The following is a 23,663-nucleotide window of genomic DNA, read 5'->3' on the forward strand; positions in this document are numbered from 1 at the left end:
GTGTTAAAATAGGGTAAGTTCAACTAAATGAGGTGCGGAATTTTTGACAACGCAAACTGAGAAACTATTCACTTTTGAAAACATTGAACAGCAGACCAAATTAACGGGTCCAAAGGATCAACTTTTGGTTTTAATAGAAGAAGGCCTGGCCGTTAAAATGCTCGTTCGTGGCAATCAGGTAGCTGTCCAAGGCGATTCGAACCAAGCTTCTTTGGCACTTGCCGTTTTGGAAGCACTGACACAATTAATTAAGAAACAAATCTCCGTTGGTCCTGCTGACGTTATCTCTGCGATGACGATGGCCAAGCGGGGAACGCTGGATTACTTTGCAGATTTGTATAGTGAAAGTATTATCCGCGATAACAAGGGCCGTGCAGTCCGGGTTAAAAACTATGGTCAGCGCCAATATGTTCAAGCGATTCGCAAAAATGATTTAACTTTTGGGATTGGACCAGCTGGAACAGGAAAAACTTTCTTGGCCGTTGCCATGGCCATCTCGGCCTTAAAGAAGGGTGATGTTGAGCGAATTGTCATTACTCGTCCTGCGGTCGAGGCTGGTGAATCACTTGGGTTCTTACCGGGTGATTTAAAGGAAAAGGTTGACCCTTATATGCGCCCGATTTATGATGCCATGAATTCTTTAGTCGGAGCAGACCATGTTGCTCGCCTAATTGAACGGGGTGTCCTAGAAATTGCGCCACTCGCCTATATGCGTGGTCGCACCCTTGATGATGCCTTTATTATTGTCGATGAGGCTCAAAATACGACAAATGCCCAAATGAAGATGATTTTAACACGCTTGGGCTTTGGCTCTAAGATGGTTGTTAACGGGGACCCCTCTCAGATTGACTTACCGCATGGTGTTCGATCTGGGCTGGTTGCTGCCCGTCGGATTCTTCGCGATGTCAACCGCATCGCCTTTATTAACTTTGAAAGTGGTGACGTTGTTCGTCATCCAGTTGTTGGTCTGATTGTTTCCGCTTATGAGGATGCAGATGCCCGACTAGCAGAACTAAAAAACGCACAGAAAGAAGCCAATAACTAATGGATTTAGCATTAATTGATCAGACGAGCGATGGTGTAACACAGTTTCACCAAGACCTTGTCCAATCTGTTTTAAATTATGCTGGTGCCTATCTAGAATTACCAGACAACACTGAGATGTCAGTGACCTTTATGAATAACGATGCCATCCAGGCCTATAACCGCGACTATCGTGGCAAGGATAAGCCAACGGACGTCATTTCTTTTGCCATTGAAGAAGATGGCGAGGATAGCCCTGTCTTGCTTGATAAAGAAATGGCCGCCGATATCGCTAAAAATATTGGGGATATTTTGGTCTCCGTTGATATTATTGACAGCCAGGCGGAATACCTTGGTCACTCTTTTGAACGTGAACTTGGTTTTCTAGTGGTTCATGGCTTCTTACACTTAAACGGTTATGACCACATGCTTGGTGATGCCGAGGAAAAAGAGATGTTTGACTTGCAGAGGAAGATTTTAGATGACTACGGACTTACGCGATAACAATCACGGTCAGAGTGAAGAGGCTGATTTCCATCCTAAGTCTGCTGTGGAAGAATTGGCGGAACAAACCAATCCCAAGGCGCCGTCTGGGCGGAACGAGAATTTTTTAATTTCAATGTATCATGCATTGAAAGGAATTTTCTTAGTAGTGATTCGCGAGCGAAATATGCGCTTCCATTTAAGTTTTGCGTTCTTTGTTCTGGTGCTTGGCCTCTACTTAGGTCTGAACCGGTCTGAATGGCTTTGGGTCGTGATTGCAGTTTTTTTGGCTGTTTATGGCGAGTTCTTAAATACAGTGGTGGAAGCTGTTGTCGACCTGGTGGTTGAACGTAAATACCATCCTTTAGCTGGTCTGGTGAAGGATGTTTCGGCCGGAATGGTTTTAGTCGCTGTTGGTGCTGAGGTGATTATCTTAGCTTTGATCTTCCAGCCACACATCTGGCATTACTTCGGGATTGAAACGGACTTCTCTCGTTTTGTTCACCGTTTGAAAGGATAACTTACTTTATGACAAATCCAGGATTTAAATCAGGTTTCGTGGCCATTATTGGTCGACCAAACGTTGGAAAGTCGACTTTATTGAATCGCATTGTTGGTGAAAAAATTGCCATCATGTCCAATAAGGCGCAGACTACCCGAAACAAGATCCAAGGTATTTATACTACCAACGATGCCCAGGTGGTTTTTATCGATACACCGGGTGTTCATAAGCCTCAAAATTCTTTGGGCGATTACATGGTCAAATCAGCTTTCTCAGCCTTACATGAAGCAGATGCAATTTGGTTTGTTGTTGATGCAAGTCAAAAGCGAGGCGGGGGTGATAACTATATCATTGACCGTTTAAAGGAAGTGACGAAGACACCGATTTACTTGCTGGTCAACAAAGTCGACTTGTTGCCTAAGGAAGAACTGTTTGAAGTCATCCAATCTTATCAAGAAGATGCACCAGTCTGGAAGGAAATCTTCCCGATTTCAGCAACCGAGGGGGACAATGTTTCTGAGCTGTTGGAAACAGTCATCAGCGATCTGGATGAAGGCCCCCAGTACTTCGATTCAGATCAGTTAACGGATCATCCCGAACGCTTCGTTATCTCTGAATTAATTCGTGAGAAGGTTTTGCAATTGACCAAGCAAGAAGTCCCACATTCTGTGGCGGTTGTCATTGATAAAATCTCTTCCGATGATGATGGTTTGGTTAGCATCCAAGCTTCAATTATCGTTGAGCGTGCCAGTCAAAAGAACATTGTGATTGGTAAGCAAGGGCGGATGATTAAGGAAATTGGTACACGAGCACGGAAAGACATTGAACGTTTACTCGGGTCTAAGGTCTTTTTGGAAACCTGGGTCAAGGTTGAAGAACGTTGGCGTGATCGACCACAGGCCTTGCAAAGCTTTGGCTACCGTAAGGATGATTTTTAAGGTCGCCTTACCAGCCACAATAGCTGAGCAGACAACCATCAGCTTGATGGTTGTTTTTTTATGGAAAAGGGGGGACCGTGATGGCATTGATTGAAGGTCTAGTCTTGTATACACGACCTTACCGAGATAACGATTTACTGGTTCGAGTTTTTACGAAGGAACAAGGGATAATGACTTTGATGGCTCGAGGAGCTAAGAAGGCAAATTCAAAAATTGGTTTTGCCTGCCAGGCTTACTCTTGGGCCATTTTCGATGGCGCTTATCCAAAAAATAATCAGGGTTTAGGCTTTATTAATGATGTGCAAGACAGTCATCCCTATAAAAATGTTGTTGGGGACATCAATGTGAGTGCCTATGCAGCACTAATTGTAAAACTCTTGGATTTAGCCTTCGAGGAGGGAAAATCAGAACTAGAATGGTATGAAAAAACGTTGATTGGTTTTGACAAACTCAATGAGCAGGTAGACCCCCAAGTCATTACCAATATTTTTGAACTGCAGTTGCTGCCTGCTTTTGGTGTGGCCCCTAATTGGCAGGCCGACCCGCTTTCCGGAGCGGTAACGGGGGTGTTTGATTATTCTGAAAAATATAACGGTATCATTGAACGGTCACATTTTGACCTTGATGACCAACGTTTAAACTTAGATCAGAAGGTTGTCTATTACTTACGGCAATTTTCAGCAATTGACATGAATAAGATTGCTAAGGTAACCTTATCTTTAATGACTAAGCGCGGTATTCAACGGGTGATTGACTATCTTTATGACCGAGAAGTTGGGTTGAAGCCAAAAGAAAAGGTCTTCATTCAAAAAATGGCTGCTTTTGAAGGGCAGCTGGCCATTAAGGCTCGAAAGGGAAAGCCATGAAAAGAATTTTAGTTTTACATACTGGTGGGACGATTGCCATGCATGAGGATGTTGATGGTGATGTTGAACAGGGTGCACAAAACCCATTGAATGATGCTCATCTTGATTTACCTGAAGTGGAGCTCACAACTGAAAATATTTTTAACTTGCCATCCGAACACATCACACCAACTCATATGTTGGCTCTCTATAACCGCCTCAAAGATGCGCAAAAAGATTTTGACGGGGTAGTGATTACGCATGGAACAGATACTCTAGAAGAGACTTCATTCTTTTTGGACGGAACGCTTTCCTTTGAAATGCCGATTGTCATGACTGGTGCGATGCGTTCCTCCAACGAATTAGGATCCGATGGTTTATATAATTTCCAATCAGCCTTACGCGTGGCCATCGATGAACAGTCTAAAAATCGGGGTGTCATGGTTGTTTTAAATGACGAAATTCATGCTGCTCGTTTCGTGACAAAAACCCATGCAACAAACGTTGCCACCTTTGCTTCACCGATTTCAGGGGCGATGGGCATGGTGAATAAACGCAAGATTCTCTTCTTTTATGATTTGCCAGATAAGCGAACTTATCCAATTAAAGTTGTTGATAAAAGAATTCCGGTTATGAAAGCCTACGCTGGGATGGATGGCCATATTTTGAGCCTGTTAGCTGACTCAGGAATTGATGGCATCGTGATTGAGGCGCTTGGAGCGGGAAACTTGGGTGAGGACGCTGCCTTGGGCGTTTTGAAGCTTTTGGATGCTGGGATCCCAGTGGTGATTGTTTCGCGGTCTTTTAAGGGGATTGCCGAACCGGTGTACGATTACCTTGGTGGTGGTGTACAGCTCGAGAAGGCTGGAGCCATCTTTGCTTCGGCCGTTAATGGGCAAAAAGCCCGACTAAAGCTGTTGATTGGGTTGGAGAACAAGCTAAACACGAACGATTTAAACGATTACTTGCATGAATTTTAATAAAAGTCGTACTTATGCTAGACTAGCGCAATCAATCTTTGCTATAATTACTTTACACTAGTTAATCAGCTGACTGGCTAGCCACTGTTGTTTGATTTAGTGAAAGAAGATGCCCAGGAGAGCTTAAATCATGAATTTTACTGACCAAGACCCATTGATTTTTTCAGCCATTCAACAAGAAGGTGCCCGGCAAAACCGGACAATCGAATTGATTGCTTCTGAAAACTTTGCTTCAAAAGCCGTGCGAGCTGCCCAAGGTTCGGTATTGACGAATAAGTACGCGGAGGGATATCCCTACAAGCGTTACTACGGTGGAACGGAATATGTTGATATTGTTGAACAAGCTGCGATTGATCGTTTAAAGGAGTTGTTTGGTGCAGAATATGCTAACGTGCAACCACATTCTGGTTCACAGGCAAACGCTGCAGCCTACATGGCCTTCTTGAAACCAGGCGATACAATTTTGGGTATGGATTTGGATGCCGGTGGTCACTTGACTCACGGAGCTAAGGTAAGTTTTTCTGGTAAGGTTTACCATTCTGAAACTTATGGTTTAGATCCAGAGACTGAAACTTTGGATTATGATGCCATCATGGTACAAGCTAAGGAAGTCAAGCCACAGATGATTGTGGCTGGTGCATCTGCTTATTCACGAACAATCGACTTTAAGAAATTCCGAGAAATTGCTGATGCAGTTGGGGCCTACTTGATGGTTGACATGGCCCACATTGCTGGGTTGGTTGCAGCTGGTTTGCACCAAAATCCAGTTGGCATCGCTGATGTTGTGACATCAACAACCCACAAGACTTTGCGTGGTCCACGTGGTGGGGTAATTTTGTCACAAGAAAAGTATGCTAAGCAAATCAATTCAGCCATCTTCCCTGGTTCACAGGGTGGACCTTTAGAACACGTGATTGCAGCCAAGGCCGTTGCCTTTGGCGAAGCATTACGTCCAGAATTTAAGGACTATGCTAAGCAAATCATCAAGAATTCACAGGCAATGGTTACGGTCTTTGAAAAGACTGACGACATCCGTGTTGTCGCTGGTGGTACTGATAACCATCTCTTCAACCTAGATTTGACCAAGACTGATTTGACTGGTAAGGAAACACAAGAATTGTTGGACCGTGTTTCGATCACGACCAATAAGGAAGCTTTGCCAAACGAACAACGCAGTCCATTTATTACTTCTGGAATTCGTATTGGAACACCCGCCATTACGACTCGTGGTTTTGACGAAAACGATAGTGCTGAAGTTGCTCGTTTGATTGTGGAAGCAATTCATAACCATGACGATGAGAAGGTATTAAAGGACATTAAGAAACAAGCGGAGCGTTTGGCAATGGCCCATAAATTACCGTAATGCCCAATTAGATGAGAATGATGAAAAGCTGTTAAGTCAGCTTTTTTTCTTTGAATCTGCTGGAGATGAAAAAAATGCTTGATAAAAAGACGATTCGCCAGGAACAAAAGGCCAAGTTAAAGTCTTTGAACCCTTTAGTAAAAATTGAACAAGAAAAACAGTTATATCAAAAACTGTTTCTACAGCCAGCCTGGGTTCATGCTCAAACTGTCGCTGTGACGGCCTCGCTTCCTTTTGAAGTCGACACAAGGCCGATTATGGCGGCTGCTTGGCAGGCAGGCAAGACAGTTGGTTTGGCGAAGGTGGTTGACCGTGAATTAACCTTTGTTGGAATTAGTACTGATAGTACCCTGACAGTCGGTCAGAGCTTTGGTATTTTAGAGCCCGAAAATGGTCGGAAACTGAAGAAATCAGCAATTGATTTGGTCTTAGTGCCGGGGCTTGCCTTTAACGAGGAAGGTCTGCGTGTCGGCTTTGGTGGTGGCTATTACGACCGCTTTCTAGCTGATTATGAGGGGGCAAGTGTCAGCCTTGCTTTAGCAGAACAAAGGCGGTCTGATTGGATTCCCGACAACTTTGATGGGGTGGTTGGCCAGGTTTTGACCCTAAAAAATCAGTGATTGTAACATAAAATTTGAATGAGAGTCTCAACGTGAACGTTGGGGCTTTTTCTTAGCAAATTTTTATTGATTTTTTCTTGCTAAAGCGAACATCTGTTCGTATAATGAAAACAGACTCAATAGGGAGGAGCCCGTCAAATGACCACTAATGATTTTGCCAAAATTTATCAAAATGAAGACCGGCGGGTTGTTTTTCTAATCGATTCAAAGAGTTTCTATGCCAGTTGCGAAGCGGTTGAACGGGGCTTAAATCCGCTGCAGTCCATGCTGGTGGTGATGTCACACCAAGAAAATGACACAGGGGGGCTAGTGTTAGCTTCATCGCCAATGGCCAAGAAACGGCTTGGCATCTCCAACGTTACTAGACAAAAGGATGTCCCAGATGTGCCTGGTCTGATTAAGGCAGAGCCGCGGATGAACCTTTATATCAAAAAAAACTTAGCGATTAATGCCATCTACCAACAATACGTTGATGATGAACACTTGTTACCGTATTCCATTGATGAATCAATCTTGGATATCACTGATTTTTGGCACCTTTTTGGTAAGAACCCAAGAGAAGTCGCTCAAAAAATTCAGCAGCAGGTCCTTGCTGAAATGGGAATCTATCTTTCAGTTGGTATCGGCGATAGCCCGGTTTTAGCCAAATTGGCCTTGGATTTGGAAGCGAAGAGGGCCCCACACCTACTGGCTGAGTGGCATTATGAAGATGTACCCAAGAAGCTGTGGCCTGTGACAAACTTTGGACACGTGTGGAGTATTGGCCAAAAAACGGCAGAAAAGTTGAAGGGGTGGGGAATTGCAAGCATTGGTGATTTAGCCAGGAAAAACCCATATATGCTGAAAGAGCGCCTTGGATTAATGGGTGAGCAACTTTATGCTTTGGCTTGGGGCATTGACCGGTCTGATTTAACAGAAAAAATTATGCCCAAAGATAAGTCTTATGGGAACTCACAGGTTTTACCGGAAAATTATCATGATGGGGCGGCCATCCAAGTAGTTGTGCAAGAAATGGCCGACCAGGTAGCAAGTCGTCTGCGGGCGCATCAGCAACAAGCGACCTTAGCGTCACTTTACCTTGGTTACGCGGACCAAGGAATCGCTTTCAATACGCGCCACAGTCCAAAAACGGGTTTGCATCAAACTGTCCGGATTGAACCAACCAACCGTAGTCAAACATTAATGAACGTTTTGAAACGTATTTTTCAAGAAAATTGGTCGGGTGATGCCGTTCGCTATATTGGAGTTTCTTTTTCTGGCTTATCAAGTGAAAGTGTTCAAGAAATTTCACTTTTCGACAAGGCTCCTAGTCCAACCGACCAAGAAGAAGACCCGGTTGATACGGTAGTTGACCAAATTCGCCGTCGCTTTGGGGCAGCGAGCCTGGTCCGATCTATTTCCTTAGAAAAGGGGGCGACGGCGATTAGCCGTGCTAATTTAGTTGGGGGCCATAATGGGGGCAATGCTTATGAGTGAGAATTTTTTTGCTGATCCTGATTGGCTATCAACTGTCTCCGGCTACTTTGACCATGATTACCGTGACCGAGGCAAAGTTAAGTGGAATGGTTTTTTTCTTTCGGACCACACTGCCGAATTAAAAAATCAGAAGACGAATCAAGATCAGGCCGATCAAACAGAATTGCATGAGGCCATGTCATACGAACAAATGCAGCAGGTGGTTGCTTTGGCATACCGTAACTCACAGCGGTTAGTTGTCCAGGCAAACAGTTTCGATATCGAGGGCCGTGCTAGTCCTGTGGAAATTGGGAAGGTAACTGGCTTTTTTATGGACGGTTTTTACTTAGACAAAGAACCAAAAAATTGGGAAGACTTGCAGTTTGTGGGGGTTGATCATGATCGAAAATGAATTAATAACTGAAATTTTAAAGGAAATGGCACCGTTATTTAAACGGGCTAAAAATACTATTTATGAATTACGAGTGGTAGACCAACGATATGCTGGCCAAGTTAATTTTTTCTTTGAGTGGAATCAGGTTGGTCGCTCAACCATTTCTCGTCAAATTTTAACCGTTCCTAGACGGCGGGTAAAAGATTTAGAAGGATTAATTACGGCCTTGAAATCTAAAACAATGGTGACAGTGACACTGGTATAACCCCTATCAAAACAGCACTAAAAACTTTTTATTAATAATTGTCTATTTTATGTTACAACTGTGCAAATTGTTTTACATCTTTGTAAAACAGAGATATAATATGGCTATAGCAAAGTAGAACAGGAGATGTCTTATGTCAGTAACAGTAAACACAGTTCCAGCAAGCATCGCAATGTTGAAGGTGCTTGAAGATTGGGGTGTTGATCACCTCTTTGGCTATCCTGGGGGTTCGTTTAACTCCACCATGGCAGCCCTCGCAGAGCGAAAAGAACAGATTCACTATATCCAAGTTCGCCATGAACAAGTTGGTGCTTTAGCAGCAGCAGCAGATGCCAAACTCACTGGTAAGATTGGTGTTGCCTTTGGGTCGGCTGGGCCTGGGGCAACAAACTTGCTAACGGGTCTCTACGATGCCAAGGAGGATCATGTGCCTGTTTTGGCTCTTGTCGGTCAAACACCACGCGCGGTAATGAACTCGCACTTTTTTCAAGAGTTCAACGAGGATCCAATTTTTGAAGATGTATCCGTTTATTGTCGAACTGTCATGACAGCCGAAAGTTTGCCACACGTGGTTGACCAAGCTATTCGTGAAGCCTACAAGCATCAGGGTGTCGCAACAGTGATTATTCCAAATGACTTGGGCTACGAACAAATTCCAGATATTGCTTATGGTTCTCATGGAGCCACAGATGATAAAAAGGCACCACAGCCAGAACCAACTGCGGCCGAAGTAGACCAATTCTTGGCAATAGTTAAGGAAGCCAAGCGACCAGTTATTCACGTTGGTCGTGGTATCCAAGAAGGTGGTGATGCCCTCATTGAATTGTCAAAGAAATTGCAAATTCCTTTGGTCATGACTGGTTTAGCAAAAGGGCATGTTGATGAAAGCTATGCCGGAAATCTGGGTATGGCTAACCGTGCTGCCTCAAAGGCTGCTGATGAAATCATGGCAAGTGCTGATTTGTTGATTGCTATAGGGGCCGATTTTCCATTTGCAAAACTAGTTTACACGACACATCCGTTTAAGTTTATTCAGGTTGATAACGACCGAACAGAACTTGGCCGCCATCATAACCTGGATTTGGGTATCTGGGCAGATGCAACTACTTTTGTCCAGGCTGCCCTAGACCGTAGTGAACAAGCGCCAGAATCTGCATTCTTCAAGGCCGCTTGTGCCGATAAGGAAAACTGGTTTGCCTACCAAAAGCAATTGCAAGATGATACTCGTGAACCGCTTCGCGCTGAACCGATTTATAAGGAAATTAATCGTGTTGCTGACCCCGATGCTGTCTTTGCCATTGATATTGGTGACAATATTATTAACTCCTTCCGTCATTTGCATGTGACGCCAAAGAACAAGTTCGTGATTTCTGCCATTTTTGCTTCTATGGGTTCTGGACTGCCAGCTGCTTTGGCTGGACAATTATCATATCCTGGTCGCCAAGTTTGGAACATCGCTGGTGATGGTGCCTTTTCAATGATTATGCAAGATTTGTTAACCGAGAAGAAGTATGATTTGCCAATTATTAATGTCATTACAGCCAACAAGACATTGAACTTTATCAAAAGTGAACAGGATGATGTGGCCATGCATCATTCAGGAATTGATCTTGCTGATCAAAATTTCGCTATGATTGCTCAAGGAATGGGTGTTGAAGCGGTAACCGTGACAAAGGCTAGCGAATTGTCAGCAGCTTTTGACAAGGCGATTGAGGTAACCAAGGCGGGTCGACCATTCTTGATTGAAGCTAAGATTTCTGATGCCCGGTCATTGCCTGTCGAGGAGTTGCAATTGAAGCAAACAGACCAAGGGATGGAAGAAACACTTAATCCAACGTATAACAGTAACCTTGATTTGCAACGACCAAGTTCTGTTCGTGAATTCTTAGATTCATACGATGGTCAAAACTTGAAAACACTCCCAGAGTTCTTCGAAGAATATGGTGTTAAATGGTAAGCTTATAAGCTAACGTATAATAAAAGTCTTCTTTTGAAGGCTTTTTATTTTGTTGTTAGAAAGCATTGCTTGCTTAAAGAGAATCGGTGTAAAATAGAGCGCAAAGGAGCTTGATTATGCCAAAACTTGTTTTACTTCGTCACGGTCAAAGTGAATGGAACCAGTCTAACCGTTTTAATGGTTGGATCGATACTTATTTGTCTGTAACTGGCAAAAAGAAAGCACAGGACGCCGGGCGGGCACTTTTGAAACAGGACATTCATTTTTCCCGGGCTTATAGCTCAGTTCTTAGTCGAACGATTATGACCATGAATCGCATCTTGGACGAATTAGGTCAATCATATATTCCGCTTATGAAGTCTTGGCGGTTAAATGAGCGTCATTATGGTATCTTGCAAGGTGAGGATAAGGATGATATGCGCGCTAAGTATGGGAAAGAGCAGGTCCAAATCTGGCGACGGTCTTATTCTGTTCTACCACCTAAACAGCCTGCATATGATCCAACAGTGACCATTGCTGGTCAAAAGTACCCTGCTTTTGACCACCGCTATGCACAAGTGCCATACGGCCTTTTGCCACTGAGTGAGAATATTCAAAGTACAGAAATTAGAGTTCGACCACTTTTTGAAGAGGAAATTGTACCACGGTTACGCGCGGGAGAAGATGTCTTGATTGTTGCCCATGGAACGTCTGTCAGAGCGTTGACAAAGCTGATTGAAGGTCTGACACCAGACCAGGTAACTAAAGTTGAAATCCCAAACGGTGAACCCATTATTTATGAGTTTGATAAAAGTTTATCCGTTTATAAAAAGAAAATTATTCATTCTTAAATAAAATGCTCTTAGAAAATAGGTTTGCTTGCGCCCATATTTTATTGGGAATGCTGTGAAAATGTTTAATGAAAAGGAGATTATGATGGCAAAGACATTGGTAATTGGTGCCCACGGTCAGGTCGGCCAAATTTTGGTTCAAGACTTAGCTAGTAAGCAGCAAGAAGTTTTAGCAGCCTTTCGGAATAAAGACCAATTGCAAACAGTGGCTGATGTAGCCGGTGTTGAGGGAGTCTATTTTGACTTGGATGTTGATGAACAAACGATGACACAGTTTTTTCTGGATCACCAAGTTGGCCAGATTGTTTTTACGGCTGGTGCCGGCGGTAAAGGTGGTATCGAGCGAACGGTAGAAGTTGATTTGGATGGCGCCATTAAAACGATGGCTGCTGCTAAAAAAGCTAGTGTTGCTCACTATGTGATGGTTTCAGCTGCTGGGGCGGACGACCGCGGTCGTTGGTCTGCATCCGGCATTTATCATTACTTTATGATGAAGCACTATGCTGATTTGTACTTACAAAATTCCGGTTTGGATTATACGATTGTTCGGCCAACGTTGCTCTTGGATACTACTGGTACTGGCAAGGTTTCATTGGATGTTGACTTCGCGGGTCCAAAGGAAAGCTTGCAAATTCCGCGAGCAGATGTCGCTGCCTTTGTCATAGCAGTATTAGCTCATCCTGAGCAAGCAGCTAATCAAATTTATGATTTAACAGCTGGTCACCAGGAAATTCAACATATTTTTGATGAAAAATGAGGCCAAAAGGGGTTCTTAGTTTTATTTAAATTAAAAATAAATGATAAAGAGTTGACATTGACTCATAAAGTTGTAAACTACAAAACAACAGATAGAAATGACAAGCGACAATAAGAAGTGTCTGGGTAAGAAAATGATTAGAGAGCGCCTATTTGGTGAAAGGGCGTCGTTTTCAAACTCAAAGACGATCATTCTTTAGCTAGTGGGCTGAAATCAGTAAGCCTTGCTCGGTTGGTACCGTTATCAAACCGGCGTATCGCTTTTTCGGCCGTACGTTTGAGGTTGAACTTTGTCGTTCAACAAATTAAGGTGGTACCGTGCATAAGCGCCCTTAACAACGATTTTTTCGTAGTTAGGGGCGCCTTTTTATCTGCTGATTTTTTAGAAAAGGAGGGAACCGTGAAGTTTCGTACTGTAGTGAGCTGTTTGTATACTGAAAGGAGCATTAAAAATGACAATGACTGAATTGAAGACCAAGGTGAAGGTAGTACCAGCAAAGCAAGAGGACAAATTGGCACAGGCCCTCTATCATGCTTACCAAGAACGCCAACCGCTTAAAATGACTGAATGGGAGCAGGTTGTTAGCGATGACCAAACTGCCTATGAAGTGCAAGATCAATTGATGGAGCTCAAAAATCAACCACTTGGGGGTTACAAGGTTAGTTTGACTAGTCAAGAAACGCAAGATATGTTCGATTCAAATGAACCTTTGTATGGGGCTCAGGTGCAAAAACATTTCGTTCAATCACCGGCTAACCTTTCTTTGAAGAGCGATTTATTGGACCCATTGGTAGAAGTAGAATTGGTTTTCAAGGCGAAGGAAGACTTGAAAGTCACTGATTCTTTGGAGGATTTGCGTCGCAAAACGACTGTGGCGGCTGGTGTGGAAGTACCCGATGCTCGGTTTACGGATTGGTTTCCATCTTTGAGTAAGTACTTAGTGATGGCAGATGCGGCTGTTGGTGGTTTTGTGGTTTATGGGCCGGAACGCGAAAGTACATCTTTGACGGTTGCTGAATTTGAAGATGTCCAGGCCCAGTTAGCCCATAATGGTGAGGTAGTGGCCGAGGGCAGTTCGGCCGAAGTTTTGGGTAACCCACTGAAATCGTTGCAATGGCTAGTTAAAAAGTTGGCAGCGCAGGGAAAGACCTTGCATGCGGGGGAACGCGTTTCCTCTGGAACCTTCTTATTGCCGCCACACTTAACAGAAGGAACCTGGACAGCTAGCTTTAACCACGATTTTGCAGATGTTGTGGTCGAAGTTAGTAAATAAGCAAACAATTTTGAAATATCAAATTGGATAGTTGTCTTTTTCCGTTAAAATGAGTATAATCATTTCCATTAGGGAATAAGGGTTACAATCGTGTTAGCGACCCTCATTATCCAGTCACCCATTTTAGCGGTTCCAAATTGTTTGTTGAAAAACACAACAATCGGCCGTACTAATAAATTGGGCGGCCTTTTGTTTTGAATAAAATCGATCGGGGAGTTTGTGTGACAGACTGAGAGGATGGTAGACCATCGACCCGAACACCTGAACCGGATAATGCCGGCGGAGGAAATCGTAGCTTTTTTTGTAATCGAGGACTCCTTTTGTGGGTGCTCGATTTTTTCTTTTAAATCAGAAAGGAGTGTAGTGAATGATTCACGGTCATTTGACCGTGCGGGATGAAGGGGAGCGCCTTGATCCTGAAAAAACAGCGATGGGAAGCCGTGTTCCGGCGTGAGAGGAGACCAAGTAGTCTCGACCGAACTTTCTATCAGTCAGGGGCTTGTCTGACTGGTTTAACCGCTAAAGTGGGAAAGGAGCGCTGTTTTTTCGCTACCCCACTGAATTTAAAAGGAGCGTTTTCAAATGAAGACACAGAAAAAATTATCAACGAAGAAGATGTTAGTGACTGCCTTGTTGGCTGCCTTAGCTTATGTTTTAAATAGTTTTGTCTATTTTCCGGCAATGGCGCCCTTTCAGCACTTCGTTGACGTTTTAGCCGCCGTTTTGCTGGGGCCATGGTACGGCTTTGCTAGTGCTTTGATTTGTGGCATTTTACGGATGATGTCCGGCAGGACAATTCAAGCCGTAACAGGGGCCATTTTGGTCCCATTCTGGGCGGTTTGATTTATCGCAAAACCCACAACCTTTACCTGGTCTTCCTTGGTGAAGTGATTGGAACGGGGATTTTAGGGGCTTTGACTTCTTATCCATTGATGAAGATCTTTTATGGCTTGGACGTCCATAGGTGGTATTACTTCGTGCCATATTACACACCAGCTGCCATTGTGGGTGCTGGAATGGGGTTGGCAGTGGTCTTAATTTTTCAAAAGACAGGCTTACTAAAGCGAATCCAGGCGAACTTGGATTAACTAAACACCGTCAATCAGGCCAAATTAGCTTTGGCAAGGGGAAGTAAGCGATGAGCGATAGGGAATATTTGATCTTCGACCTCGATGGTCATTAGTTGATTCGATGCCTTTTTGGGAGAATTTAGCGACTGAATTGCTTGATCGATATGGCATTGACCAGCTGCCAGTCGGTTTGCATAATCAGATTCAAACCATGACTTTAACGGATTCAGCCATTTTCATACAAGAATTATTAGCGCTACCCGTTACAGCTGCCAACTTGGTGCAGGAAATGCGAGCTTTGATGGACCGACATTACCAACATGATATTCCACTTAAAGTTGGGGTAGCTGCATACTTACAAGATGCCTACCAAGCTGGTCATAAAATTGTTTTGGCAACGGCCAGTAGTTCAGTTTTGGCCAAAGACTGTCTTCGCCGGTTGAATTTATTGCCGTTTTTTGACTTTGTCTTTTCTTGTGAAGATGTTGGACAGGATAAAACAAAGCCCACAATTTATCAGGTTGCTGCACAATATTTTGACCAGCAGCCCAACAGGATTGCAGTCTATGAAGATGCTCTGTATGCTGCTGCCACAGCAAAGCAAGCGGGTTTTCATTTGATTGGTGTTTATGACCATCAGTCAAAAGAAGAGTGGACTGATTTACAAAAGTTAGCGGACGAAACGATTGATTTTGCCACAGCAGTAAAAGGAGAAAATAAATGAGTGCAAGTGTTGCGATTCAGGTTTTACCAGCAGCTGAAAATGACCAAGAGTTGTGCCGAATGGTTGATGAGGTGATTGCTTATATTCAAAGTACCGGCTTACGCTATGAAGTTGGTCCCTTTGAAACAACGATTGAAGGCGATAATTATAACCAGTTGATGGACATCGTCAAAGAGTGCCAACACGTGGCTGTCCGGGCAGGTGCCAAGAAAGTCTCTGCCTATATTAAGGTTGCCTATCAGCCAGATGGCGAAATTTTAACGATTGATCAAAAGATTGGTAAGTATCACAAATAAAAAAATCAGACCTCTGCAGGTCTGATTTTTTAATCTGTAATTATCAAAGTATGAGTTGTATTATTGCAAGATTGCTTCCAAAGTTGGTAAATCTGCAACTACCTGAGTGGGCTTAATTTTCGCCGGGCTCTCCTTGTGATTTGGATTAATCCAAATTGTGTCGAGTTGATAATTTTGGCCCCCCATGATGTCAGATGTTATGCCATCGCCAATCATCACCGTGTTTTCTTTGGTCATATGTGGGTTATCCTGGAAAATACGATCGAAAAAAGCTGAGTCAGGTTTAGAAGCACCAATCATTTCAGAAGTAAATATTTGGTCAAAGTATTTTCCTAAGCCGGTTTCCTTGAGGCGAAGACGTTGTGTGGCATCCTGGCCATTTGTACCGGCGATAATCGTATATTGTTCTTGCAAGTGTTGCAAAATTTCAGTTGCATAGGGAACCAGCCGATAATTATGGTCACGCAATGTGGCGTATTCTTGTTCAAGTTGGTCGGCATCATAGTCAATTGCTAGTGCTGCAAGCGTTTTTTTAAAACGTTCTTCAAAAATTTGTTGTCGAGCAATTTCTTTCAATTCGTATTGTTGCCAGAGATGGTGGTTAATCTCTTGGTAAGTTTTGAGTGCATGGTCTAAATCAGTGCCTGTTAAGCCTAATTCATTTGAAAAAAGCTGACGAATAGCAGCGACTTCGCCTCCGGTAAAGTCTAAGAGGGTGTCATCAAGGTCAAAAATCAAGTATTCATAGGTCATGCTACAATCCAACTTTCTATACTATAATTACCTTTAATTATGATAACACGGTCATTAAAAGACAACCCTTTAATTTTTGTCTTATTTTAAAAGCGGGTGGCCGGCTGGATTCATTTTAAAAATGGTTAAAAAGCGTTCTTTGTTATCAAATTTTAATCTTGATAAGCTTGACGGAGCCCCCCTGGTTAGGTGTTTAATAGGGAAGGAATATTTTTTGTTAAAAAGCTAACGAAAGAAGGAATAGTTGTCTGATGAGAATCGAGAAGAAGCATGTTGTTGGGATTGTCCTGGCAGTCGTGGTTTCGCTTTTTGCCCAATTTTTGAGTAGGTACTTACCGCAATTGGGTGCGGAAAGTTTGGCAATGATTATTGGGATTTTGCTGGGAAATACTATTTTTGCCGGTAACCAATATGGAGCTGGGGTTAAGTGGTCCGAAAAGTACCCGATTGAAATTGGGATTGCTTTGCTGGGCTCGACTTTGACCTTTAAAACGCTTTCCAAGTTAGGACTAAATGGGATCGCTTTTATCATTATTAATATGATCTTGGTGATTGGTATCGTATTTTTGTTGGGGAAGTACCTATTTAAGGTCGACGATCACAGCACGATGTTGATGGGTGCCGGAAATGCCGTCTGTGGCTCCAGTGCCATTGCTGCTGTTGCCCCGGTCATCAAGGCCAAGGATGACAATCGGCGTACGGCAGTCGCCACCGTTTCCTTGACGGGTATGCTGCTTTTGCTGACGTTGCCTAGTTTGTCACACTTCTTATTTGGTAATAATGATTTACTGCGTGGGGCCTTAGTTGGGGGGACTGTCCAGTCTGTCGGTCAGGTAGTTGGAACAGCCTCTTTGATTAATTCAAACGTTGTAACCTTTGCAACTCTGTTTAAGCTATTGCGGGTCATTATGCTGGTCTTCGTCGTTGTGTTGTTTGCTTACATCGCTAAGCGGCAAAATGCGAAAGAGGCGGTTGAAGAGGACGAAAAGGCTAAAATTACGATTTTACCTTGGTACATTATCGTCTTTGCCATCTTATTGGTCGTCAACTCAATCATGGCTTTGCCGGCCCCAATCCATCAATTTAGCCATACGGTGTCAACTTTCTTCGGCGTCGTCAACTTAGCTGCAATTGGTTTGAACCTAAAGTGGTCAGTTATCAAAAAAAGTGGTGTCAAGTTCCTCAGTTTCGGTTTCTTAGTTGGTGCGGTTCAAGTTCTGCTTGCCGTCATCTTAATTCATTTATTCTTTTAAAAATCAGTCCTGACTTAAACTGTCGGGACTTTTTGTGTTACAATTAACTACATTAAGGGCATATGCAGGCGAAACCCGTATCAAATTGCCGTCGAAAAAGGAGGCTTTTTTGATGCACATTCATGTTTTGCAACATACACCGAACGAAGGACCAGGGAGCATTGCCCGTTGGTCAGAAAAACACGGTCATCAGCTGACCGTTCACCATCCAGCTCATTTTCGGGACGTTTTGCCAAGGGCAGAGGAGGTGGATTTTTTAGTAATTTTGGGTGGGCCCATGAGTCCCAACGATCATTTGCCGTGGATTGCTGAAGAGCGAGCGCTAATTGCACAATTAATGGCCCAGCATAAGCCAATTTTTGGAGCATGTTTTGGTGCTCAGCAAATTGCTAAGGTCCTTGGGGGTAAAGTTCTTGATGCTCCTTATAAGGAAGTTGGCTGGGCACCGGTTCAGCGAGTTAGTGATTGCATTCCGGGCTTACCAGAGAGGATGGAAGCGCTACATTGGCATGAACAGATGTTTACCATTCCTGACCAGGCCGAGTTGTTGTTCAGCACTGCTTTGGTTAAAAATCAGGGCTTTATCCTTGGGAACATTTTCGGATTGCAGTTCCACTTTGAACCGGAGGCGGATAACATCCGTGAAATGGTTGCTAATGACGGCGAGTATGCTAACGATGCTAAAAACGCTTTGCACCAAACTGGCGCAACTATTTTAGCTCATGGTATTCCTGAAGAGAATCAGGAAGTGATGTTTCGACTGTTGGACTATTTAGCTAAACAAACAAATTAATTTCAGACCAAAAATAAAAGGACTGTCATTTATGACAGTCCTTTTACGCTACATGATTGAATCGACTTAGTCTTTAATTACAAGTAAGTGGATTAATTTGTCGTATCCAGTACTTTCATCGGTGTCGTCCATTCGTAATGGCCCAGCGATAACGCGGGTAATACCGGCCAAAACGAGTGTTCCAATAACGACCAAAGCAAGTGTTACCAAAACGGCAATGACCTGATGACCAAGTAAGTCCCAGTGGCCAGAAATTAAACCAGCGGCACTACCAGGCAAGTTTTTATCAGCGAAAACACCGGTCAGAAGAGCGCCAACGGTACCGCCAATTCCATGAATACCAAAGGCATCCAATGTATCATCGTAACCGAAGAAGTTCTTAATTGTTGTGATGCTGATAAAGCCAAGGACCCCGGCAATCAAGCCCATAACAATCGCTGCCCATGGTTTTACATAACCAGCTGCTGGCGTAATGGCGACCAGACCTGCTAAAGCGCCAGTGACCAATCCATCGAGTGTTACCCTCTTTTGGATCTGGTAGGCAATCAACCCCCACGAAAGAACAGCTGCTGAGGAAGCCACCCATGAATTAATCAACGCTACAATGGCTTGGTTGTTGGCAGCCAAAGCTGAACCAGAGTTGAAGCCGAACCAACCAACCCAGAGTAAGAAACCACCAACTAAGACGAAAATTGGGTTTGTTTGGTGTGGCTTTTGATCGTTCCGTGGGCCGAGAATCAAGGCTAATACCAAACCTGTAACACCAGAAGAAATGTGAACAACTGTTCCTCCCGCAAAATCGATCGCCCCCAACTTAGCTAAGAACCCGTTATCCCAAACCATGTGGGCAAGGGGAGCGTAAATGAAAAGTAACCATAATGTTAGGAAAACTAACATTGACTTCAAACGCATCCGCCCAACAACTGAGCCGGTGATGATCGTGACCGTGATAATTGGAAACATTCCTTGGAAGATGGCAAAGGCACCATCCGGAATGGTCAAACCGCGAGTAGACCCTGACAGGGAAACGTGGTTTAATCCCCAAAAATGTAGGTTTCCAATCAGCGAGCCAGAACCACCGAATGACAAGCTATAGCCTAACAACGCCCAGACTACCGTTGCTAGACCAATCAGTAATACTGAGATGCCAACCGTATGCAACAAGTTTTTCTTATCACCCAATCCTGCGTAAAACAATCCCAAACCCGGGGTCATGATCCAAACCAAAACCGCTGATGTCAGGACCCAAGCAATACTTCCACTATCCATGTAAATTCCTCCAAAAACTGTTTCCCTGCTATTGATTACAGGTTTTATCATACCGCTTGTTGTAACTGTACCAATTTAAATTTGGTAGCTTTCCTGACAAAGATTATATGTCTTGTTAGGCAAAGGGGAGTATATTCATCAGTAAATATTCGGGAAACGCGATAAGTTGCTGACCTGGCGACCGAATACGCTAGGGATTTATCAATAAGGAGAATTCATGTTTGACACTGCTGATGATTTTATTCGACGTGATCCTGCTTTACAATACCGTTATCAGGTTTTACTTTTCCATACTGGTTATAAGGCTGTCAGGGTTTATCGCAAAAGCCACTATCTCTGGACGCATGGCCATCCATTCTTGGCTCAGCTGCTGGCAACACATAGTAAGAGAAAAACCGGGATTGATATCCATCCCGGCGCAACAATTGGCAAAAATTTGGTCATTGACCATGGGGTCAATGTTGTGATTGGTGAGGAAACTGTAATTGGAGATGATGTAACAATTTATCAGGGTGTTACACTAGGGGCTCGTTGTGCTGTTAAGGATGGTGTACGACGTCATCCGACTATTGGCGACCGAGTCTTAATCGGTGCAGGTGCAAAGGTAATTGGCAACATTCATATTGGCCAGGATAGTAAAATCGGAGCCAATGCCGTCGTTTTGCAAGATATTCTTGCTGGTCAAACCGTTGTGGGGATCCCTGCCCGTGTTGTTAGTTAATTAAAATTTGCCGTCGAGATAGAATTAATCTTTTTATTAAGAATTATACTTATTCTAATAAAAATCTTGTATTCCGACATTATTATTTGTACAATAAAAATATTGAGAAAGTAAGTATTTATATTGGAGGAATATTTGAGATGGCAATGACTGATGAAGATCGGGCACGTAAAGAAGGTATTACACAAGATGGTGTAACAAAGATTGATTACATGGCTTCGATCCTGTTTTTTTGGGTAAAGGGTTATGTAGAAGTTGACAACCGGGTAATTAAGGTTCAACGCCAGAACACGATTGCACATATTATCCCAGCTGGAGAAGACAAGCAGGTTTTCCGTTTGGACAACGTCCAGGGATCAAGCCAACACACTAGTTACAAGCTCTTCAACTTTATTGTTGGAGCGTTGATTGCCTTTTTTGGTGTTGAAAGCCTTGGTAGCAATGCTGTTTTGGGAATTGTTTTAGCAGTGTTTGGTGTTATCTTCTTCTTAAACGGAATCGTGACGGAATTGGTGATCAATGGAAATGGTTCTAACTATTTTGTTGGTGTCACGCTGTTCGATAAGCAAAAGGTTATCGACATCAATCAAAAAATCCAAGAGGCTTTGATCTATGGTCAAGATGCTCATGATAACAATCGAGTGATGGCTAACGCTAACATGAACTCGCAAGCAATGATTGATGCCATTCGCGATCAGAATAACCATTCGACCGAAGCTCAAGAAGATGCCCAGAAACAAAGAACCACTTTCTGTAGCCAATGTGGCGCTAAGATTGATGGTCAAGCTAAGTTCTGCCCTTCATGTGGTGCACCACGGGGCTGACTTTCCATTCGTAACTCGGTATTGGTTAAAACAGCAAATTATTTTGCTGTTTTTTATTTTAGATTCAATTACTTGGGTAAGTTAAGCCTAATATTCAGGTGGTGTTTTAAAATGTTTTCTTCATTTTAAACTAAAATGCTTACTGATCTTAGCTTCTTTTTATTGCGTTATCATCATTATTTCTTGCTATAATAGAATAAACTTAATGAAGGAAAAAGTGCATGGCAGACTGGCAGAAAATCGTTGTAAAAGTTGGAACAAGTACCATTGTGGACCTGGATGGGCAAATCAAATATCCGGTTGTGAATCGTTTAGCCCAAACACTCTCGACCCTACAAAAAGATGGTCACCAGGTGCTATTGGTGACCTCTGGTGCCATTGGCGTCGCTTTAAACCAGATGAATTTGCACCAGCGGCCAAAGGAAATCCCACAGCAACAAGCACTCGCGGCCATTGGACAGGGTTATTTAATGTCTTTATACCACCAAAGCTTTGCCTTCTATCAGCAACAAGTTGGACAGGTTCTTTTGACTTATGACGTCTTTGACAATCCAGCGATGCTGGAAAATACCACCAATGCTATTGAAACTCTTTTTGACCAGGGGGTCATTCCAATCATTAACGAAAACGATGTCATTGCCGTTGATGAGTTGGATCACCAACACTCATTTGGTGATAACGACCGTTTGGCTGCATTAGTTGCAAAACAAATTCAGGCGGATGGTTTAATCATTTTGAGTGATGTCGATGCACTTTATACAGCTAATCCGAATATTGATTTGAATGCTAAACCCATTCATCGAGTTGAGGCGATTACGGAAACACTTTGGCTTAGTGCAACGGGCTCAACTTCCGGTTTGGGCACTGGTGGTATGAGTACTAAGTTAGCAGCAGCTGATTTAACGATCAAAAATGGCCAAAAAATGGCCTTGGTGAACGGCAATGACCCGGCTAACATCCTTGCTGTGATTGCAGGAGACGAAATTGGGACACTTTTTGAGGAATAGACGATGATAACAGTTGAAAAAATTGGTCAACAGGCGCAAGCAGCAGCACAAGTTGTTGCACAATTATCAATAGAAGATCGAAACCAAATTCTATTGTCGATGGCTGAAGCCCTGCGAGAGCAAAAATTAGCTATCATGGCAGCGAACCAAGCGGATCTAGATCATGCAGCAACGCTTTCTGGCCCAATGCGTAATCGCCTAACACTTGATGATGCAACGATTGAGGACATTGCTACTTCTTTGGCTGCCGTGGCAAACCTGGCGGATCCCTTGGCCGGCCCTAACGAAAACTGGAAACATCCATCCGGGTTCCAGATTATCAAGAAGCCCGTTCCACTTGGAGTTGTGGCAATGGTCTACGAAGCCCGCCCGAATGTGACGGTTGATGCAGCTGCTTTAACGTTTAAATCAGGAAACGCTGTGATCTTACGTGGCGGTAAAGAAGCAATCCATTCGAATATCGCCTTGGCCCAGGTGCTACGTTCCGTGCTGACAGACCACCAGTTAAACCCCAATATCATTCAATTAATCACTGATACAACCCATGATTCTGTTAACGACTTGCTCCATCTTCGTCAATATGTAGATGTTTTAATTCCGCGTGGTTCTGGCAGCTTTATTGACTTTGTGGTGACGAATGCTACTGTACCAGTTATTGAAACTGGGGCAGGTAATACGCACATCTTTGTGGATGAAGATGCCGACCAGGATCAGGCAATCAAGGTGATTGTCAATGCGAAGACGCAAAAGCCTGCTGTCTGCAATTCAGCCGAAAAACTACTAATTCATGAAAAAATTGCCGCTGAATTTTTACCGAAGGTGACTTCATCTTTAATTGAAGCCGGGGTTGAACTACGTGGCGATGATCGGGCTGTGGCAATTGATGATCGTCTTTCATTAGCAACAGCGGCTGATTGGGATACAGAATACAATGACTTAATTATGGCAATTAAGATTGTGCCCGTTATCGATGACGCCATCGATTGGATTAACGCGCATACGACTCACCATTCTGAAACAATTCTCGGGCAAAATCCGCAGCATGTTGCTGATTTTATGAACCAAGTTGATGCTGCGGTGGTCTATCAAAACGTTTCGAGTCGCTTTACGGATGGCTTTGAATTCGGTTTTGGTGCCGAAATCGGTATTTCAACGCAAAAGTTACACGCTCGTGGGCCAATGGGCTTGAAAGCATTAACGACGATTAAGTATGAAGTTTTTGGTGATGGTCAAACACGTCATTAAAAGCTGATACTCAAATAATTTCT

25 protein-coding genes, 1 pseudogene and 1 riboswitch are annotated in these 23,663 nt (G+C 43.4%); of the genes and pseudogenes, 24 read left to right on the forward strand and 2 right to left on the reverse strand.

Annotation, left to right across the window (positions count from 1 at the left end):
* The first annotated feature begins 43 nt into the window (after nucleotides 1-43).
* The 18 genes and pseudogenes from M3M36_RS00445 to M3M36_RS00530 all read left to right on the forward strand — a co-directional run bounded on the left by M3M36_RS00445 (nucleotide 44) and on the right by M3M36_RS00530 (nucleotide 15,775).
* A complete protein-coding gene (locus M3M36_RS00445) occupies nucleotides 44-1,045 on the forward strand; it encodes a PhoH family protein (RefSeq protein WP_252773923.1) in 1,002 nt (333 codons plus the stop codon).
* On the forward strand, nucleotides 1,045-1,527 hold the full coding sequence (gene ybeY, locus M3M36_RS00450; protein WP_252773924.1) for an rRNA maturation RNase YbeY: 483 nt from the start codon (nucleotides 1,045-1,047) through the stop codon (nucleotides 1,525-1,527). The genes M3M36_RS00445 and ybeY overlap by 1 nt, the downstream gene beginning before the upstream one ends.
* Nucleotides 1,505-2,026: a diacylglycerol kinase family protein gene (locus M3M36_RS00455; RefSeq protein ID WP_252773925.1), complete on the forward strand. Its 522-nt coding sequence runs from the start codon at nucleotides 1,505-1,507 to the stop codon at nucleotides 2,024-2,026. The genes ybeY and M3M36_RS00455 overlap by 23 nt, the downstream gene beginning before the upstream one ends.
* An 8-nt stretch (nucleotides 2,027-2,034) precedes the next feature.
* Nucleotides 2,035-2,946 carry a GTPase Era gene (gene era / locus M3M36_RS00460; protein WP_252773926.1) on the forward strand — a complete coding sequence of 304 codons (912 nt, stop codon included), beginning with the start codon at nucleotides 2,035-2,037 and terminating at the stop codon, nucleotides 2,944-2,946.
* 80 nt (nucleotides 2,947-3,026) lie between these two features.
* Nucleotides 3,027-3,812 carry a DNA repair protein RecO gene (gene recO / locus M3M36_RS00465; protein ID WP_252773927.1) on the forward strand — a complete coding sequence of 262 codons (786 nt, stop codon included), beginning with the start codon at nucleotides 3,027-3,029 and terminating at the stop codon, nucleotides 3,810-3,812.
* Complete coding sequence (locus tag M3M36_RS00470) at nucleotides 3,809-4,771, forward strand: asparaginase (RefSeq protein ID WP_252773928.1); 963 nt, start codon at nucleotides 3,809-3,811, stop codon at nucleotides 4,769-4,771. Before recO ends, M3M36_RS00470 begins: the two co-directional genes overlap by 4 nt.
* Before the next feature lie 130 nt (nucleotides 4,772-4,901).
* The gene (gene glyA, locus M3M36_RS00475) at nucleotides 4,902-6,134 is read left to right on the forward strand and encodes a serine hydroxymethyltransferase (protein ID WP_252773929.1); all 1,233 of its coding nucleotides are present in this window, start codon (nucleotides 4,902-4,904) and stop codon (nucleotides 6,132-6,134) included.
* Between the two features lie 74 nt (nucleotides 6,135-6,208).
* Nucleotides 6,209-6,754: a 5-formyltetrahydrofolate cyclo-ligase gene (locus M3M36_RS00480; protein ID WP_252773930.1), complete on the forward strand. Its 546-nt coding sequence runs from the start codon at nucleotides 6,209-6,211 to the stop codon at nucleotides 6,752-6,754.
* Between the two features lie 138 nt (nucleotides 6,755-6,892).
* Entirely contained in the window at nucleotides 6,893-8,230 is a 1,338-nt protein-coding gene (locus M3M36_RS00485) for a Y-family DNA polymerase (protein ID WP_252773931.1), read from the forward strand.
* Entirely contained in the window at nucleotides 8,223-8,621 is a 399-nt protein-coding gene (locus M3M36_RS00490; RefSeq protein ID WP_252773932.1) for a hypothetical protein, read from the forward strand. Before M3M36_RS00485 ends, M3M36_RS00490 begins: the two co-directional genes overlap by 8 nt.
* Nucleotides 8,608-8,868 carry a hypothetical protein gene (locus M3M36_RS00495; protein WP_252773933.1) on the forward strand — a complete coding sequence of 87 codons (261 nt, stop codon included), beginning with the start codon at nucleotides 8,608-8,610 and terminating at the stop codon, nucleotides 8,866-8,868. Before M3M36_RS00490 ends, M3M36_RS00495 begins: the two co-directional genes overlap by 14 nt.
* A gap of 133 nt (nucleotides 8,869-9,001) precedes the next feature.
* Complete coding sequence (gene spxB / locus M3M36_RS00500) at nucleotides 9,002-10,825, forward strand: pyruvate oxidase (RefSeq protein WP_252773934.1); 1,824 nt, start codon at nucleotides 9,002-9,004, stop codon at nucleotides 10,823-10,825.
* A 116-nt stretch (nucleotides 10,826-10,941) separates the two neighbouring features.
* Nucleotides 10,942-11,655: a 2,3-bisphosphoglycerate-dependent phosphoglycerate mutase gene (locus M3M36_RS00505; protein ID WP_252773935.1), complete on the forward strand. Its 714-nt coding sequence runs from the start codon at nucleotides 10,942-10,944 to the stop codon at nucleotides 11,653-11,655.
* 82 nt (nucleotides 11,656-11,737) lie between these two features.
* Nucleotides 11,738-12,412 carry an SDR family oxidoreductase gene (locus M3M36_RS00510; protein ID WP_252773936.1) on the forward strand — a complete coding sequence of 225 codons (675 nt, stop codon included), beginning with the start codon at nucleotides 11,738-11,740 and terminating at the stop codon, nucleotides 12,410-12,412.
* 451 nt (nucleotides 12,413-12,863) lie between these two features.
* Nucleotides 12,864-13,685 (forward strand): 2-keto-4-pentenoate hydratase, encoded by an 822-nt coding sequence (locus M3M36_RS00515; RefSeq protein WP_420842363.1) that lies wholly within the window; start codon nucleotides 12,864-12,866, stop codon nucleotides 13,683-13,685.
* Between the two features lie 199 nt (nucleotides 13,686-13,884).
* Nucleotides 13,885-13,990, forward strand: a riboswitch (TPP riboswitch).
* Nucleotides 13,991-14,300: 310 nt separating this feature from the next.
* A pseudogene (gene thiW / locus M3M36_RS00520) lies at nucleotides 14,301-14,773 on the forward strand (energy coupling factor transporter S component ThiW).
* Nucleotides 14,774-14,876: 103 nt separating this feature from the next.
* A complete protein-coding gene (locus M3M36_RS00525) occupies nucleotides 14,877-15,479 on the forward strand; it encodes an HAD family hydrolase (RefSeq protein WP_252773937.1) in 603 nt (200 codons plus the stop codon).
* Entirely contained in the window at nucleotides 15,476-15,775 is a 300-nt protein-coding gene (locus M3M36_RS00530; RefSeq protein WP_252773938.1) for a thiamine-binding protein, read from the forward strand. The genes M3M36_RS00525 and M3M36_RS00530 overlap by 4 nt, the downstream gene beginning before the upstream one ends.
* A gap of 60 nt (nucleotides 15,776-15,835) precedes the next feature.
* Here the strand turns inward: M3M36_RS00530 and M3M36_RS00535 are convergent, their stop codons facing one another.
* Nucleotides 15,836-16,528: a YjjG family noncanonical pyrimidine nucleotidase gene (locus tag M3M36_RS00535; protein ID WP_252773939.1), complete on the reverse strand. Its 693-nt coding sequence runs from the start codon at nucleotides 16,526-16,528 to the stop codon at nucleotides 15,836-15,838.
* A 251-nt stretch (nucleotides 16,529-16,779) separates the two neighbouring features.
* Between M3M36_RS00535 and M3M36_RS00540 the strand changes: the two genes are divergently transcribed.
* Together M3M36_RS00540 and M3M36_RS00545 are read left to right on the forward strand one after the other, a co-directional pair.
* A complete protein-coding gene (locus M3M36_RS00540; RefSeq protein ID WP_252773940.1) occupies nucleotides 16,780-17,781 on the forward strand; it encodes a YeiH family protein in 1,002 nt (333 codons plus the stop codon).
* Nucleotides 17,782-17,893: 112 nt separating this feature from the next.
* On the forward strand, nucleotides 17,894-18,574 hold the full coding sequence (locus tag M3M36_RS00545) for a type 1 glutamine amidotransferase (protein WP_252774397.1): 681 nt from the start codon (nucleotides 17,894-17,896) through the stop codon (nucleotides 18,572-18,574).
* 66 nt (nucleotides 18,575-18,640) lie between these two features.
* Here the strand turns inward: M3M36_RS00545 and M3M36_RS00550 are convergent, their stop codons facing one another.
* Nucleotides 18,641-19,843, reverse strand: coding sequence for an ammonium transporter (locus M3M36_RS00550; RefSeq protein WP_252773941.1), 1,203 nt, complete (start codon nucleotides 19,841-19,843; stop codon nucleotides 18,641-18,643).
* A gap of 217 nt (nucleotides 19,844-20,060) precedes the next feature.
* On the opposite strand from M3M36_RS00550, the gene epsC reads away from it, so the two are divergent.
* From epsC to M3M36_RS00570, 4 genes are all read left to right on the forward strand, one after another.
* Nucleotides 20,061-20,564 carry a serine O-acetyltransferase EpsC gene (epsC, locus tag M3M36_RS00555; RefSeq protein ID WP_252773942.1) on the forward strand — a complete coding sequence of 168 codons (504 nt, stop codon included), beginning with the start codon at nucleotides 20,061-20,063 and terminating at the stop codon, nucleotides 20,562-20,564.
* A 140-nt stretch (nucleotides 20,565-20,704) separates the two neighbouring features.
* Nucleotides 20,705-21,388 carry a zinc ribbon domain-containing protein gene (locus tag M3M36_RS00560; RefSeq protein ID WP_252773943.1) on the forward strand — a complete coding sequence of 228 codons (684 nt, stop codon included), beginning with the start codon at nucleotides 20,705-20,707 and terminating at the stop codon, nucleotides 21,386-21,388.
* Between the two features lie 221 nt (nucleotides 21,389-21,609).
* Nucleotides 21,610-22,395 (forward strand): glutamate 5-kinase, encoded by a 786-nt coding sequence (proB, locus tag M3M36_RS00565; RefSeq protein WP_252773944.1) that lies wholly within the window; start codon nucleotides 21,610-21,612, stop codon nucleotides 22,393-22,395.
* 3 nt (nucleotides 22,396-22,398) lie between these two features.
* Nucleotides 22,399-23,640, forward strand: a complete 1,242-nt coding sequence (locus tag M3M36_RS00570) for a glutamate-5-semialdehyde dehydrogenase (RefSeq protein WP_252773945.1) — start codon at nucleotides 22,399-22,401, stop codon at nucleotides 23,638-23,640.
* Nucleotides 23,641-23,663: the final 23 nt, after the last annotated feature.

The sequence above is a fragment of the Fructobacillus americanaquae genome, from assembly GCF_024029775.1.
GTDB classification, from domain to species: Bacteria; Bacillota; Bacilli; order Lactobacillales; family Lactobacillaceae; genus Fructobacillus; species Fructobacillus americanaquae.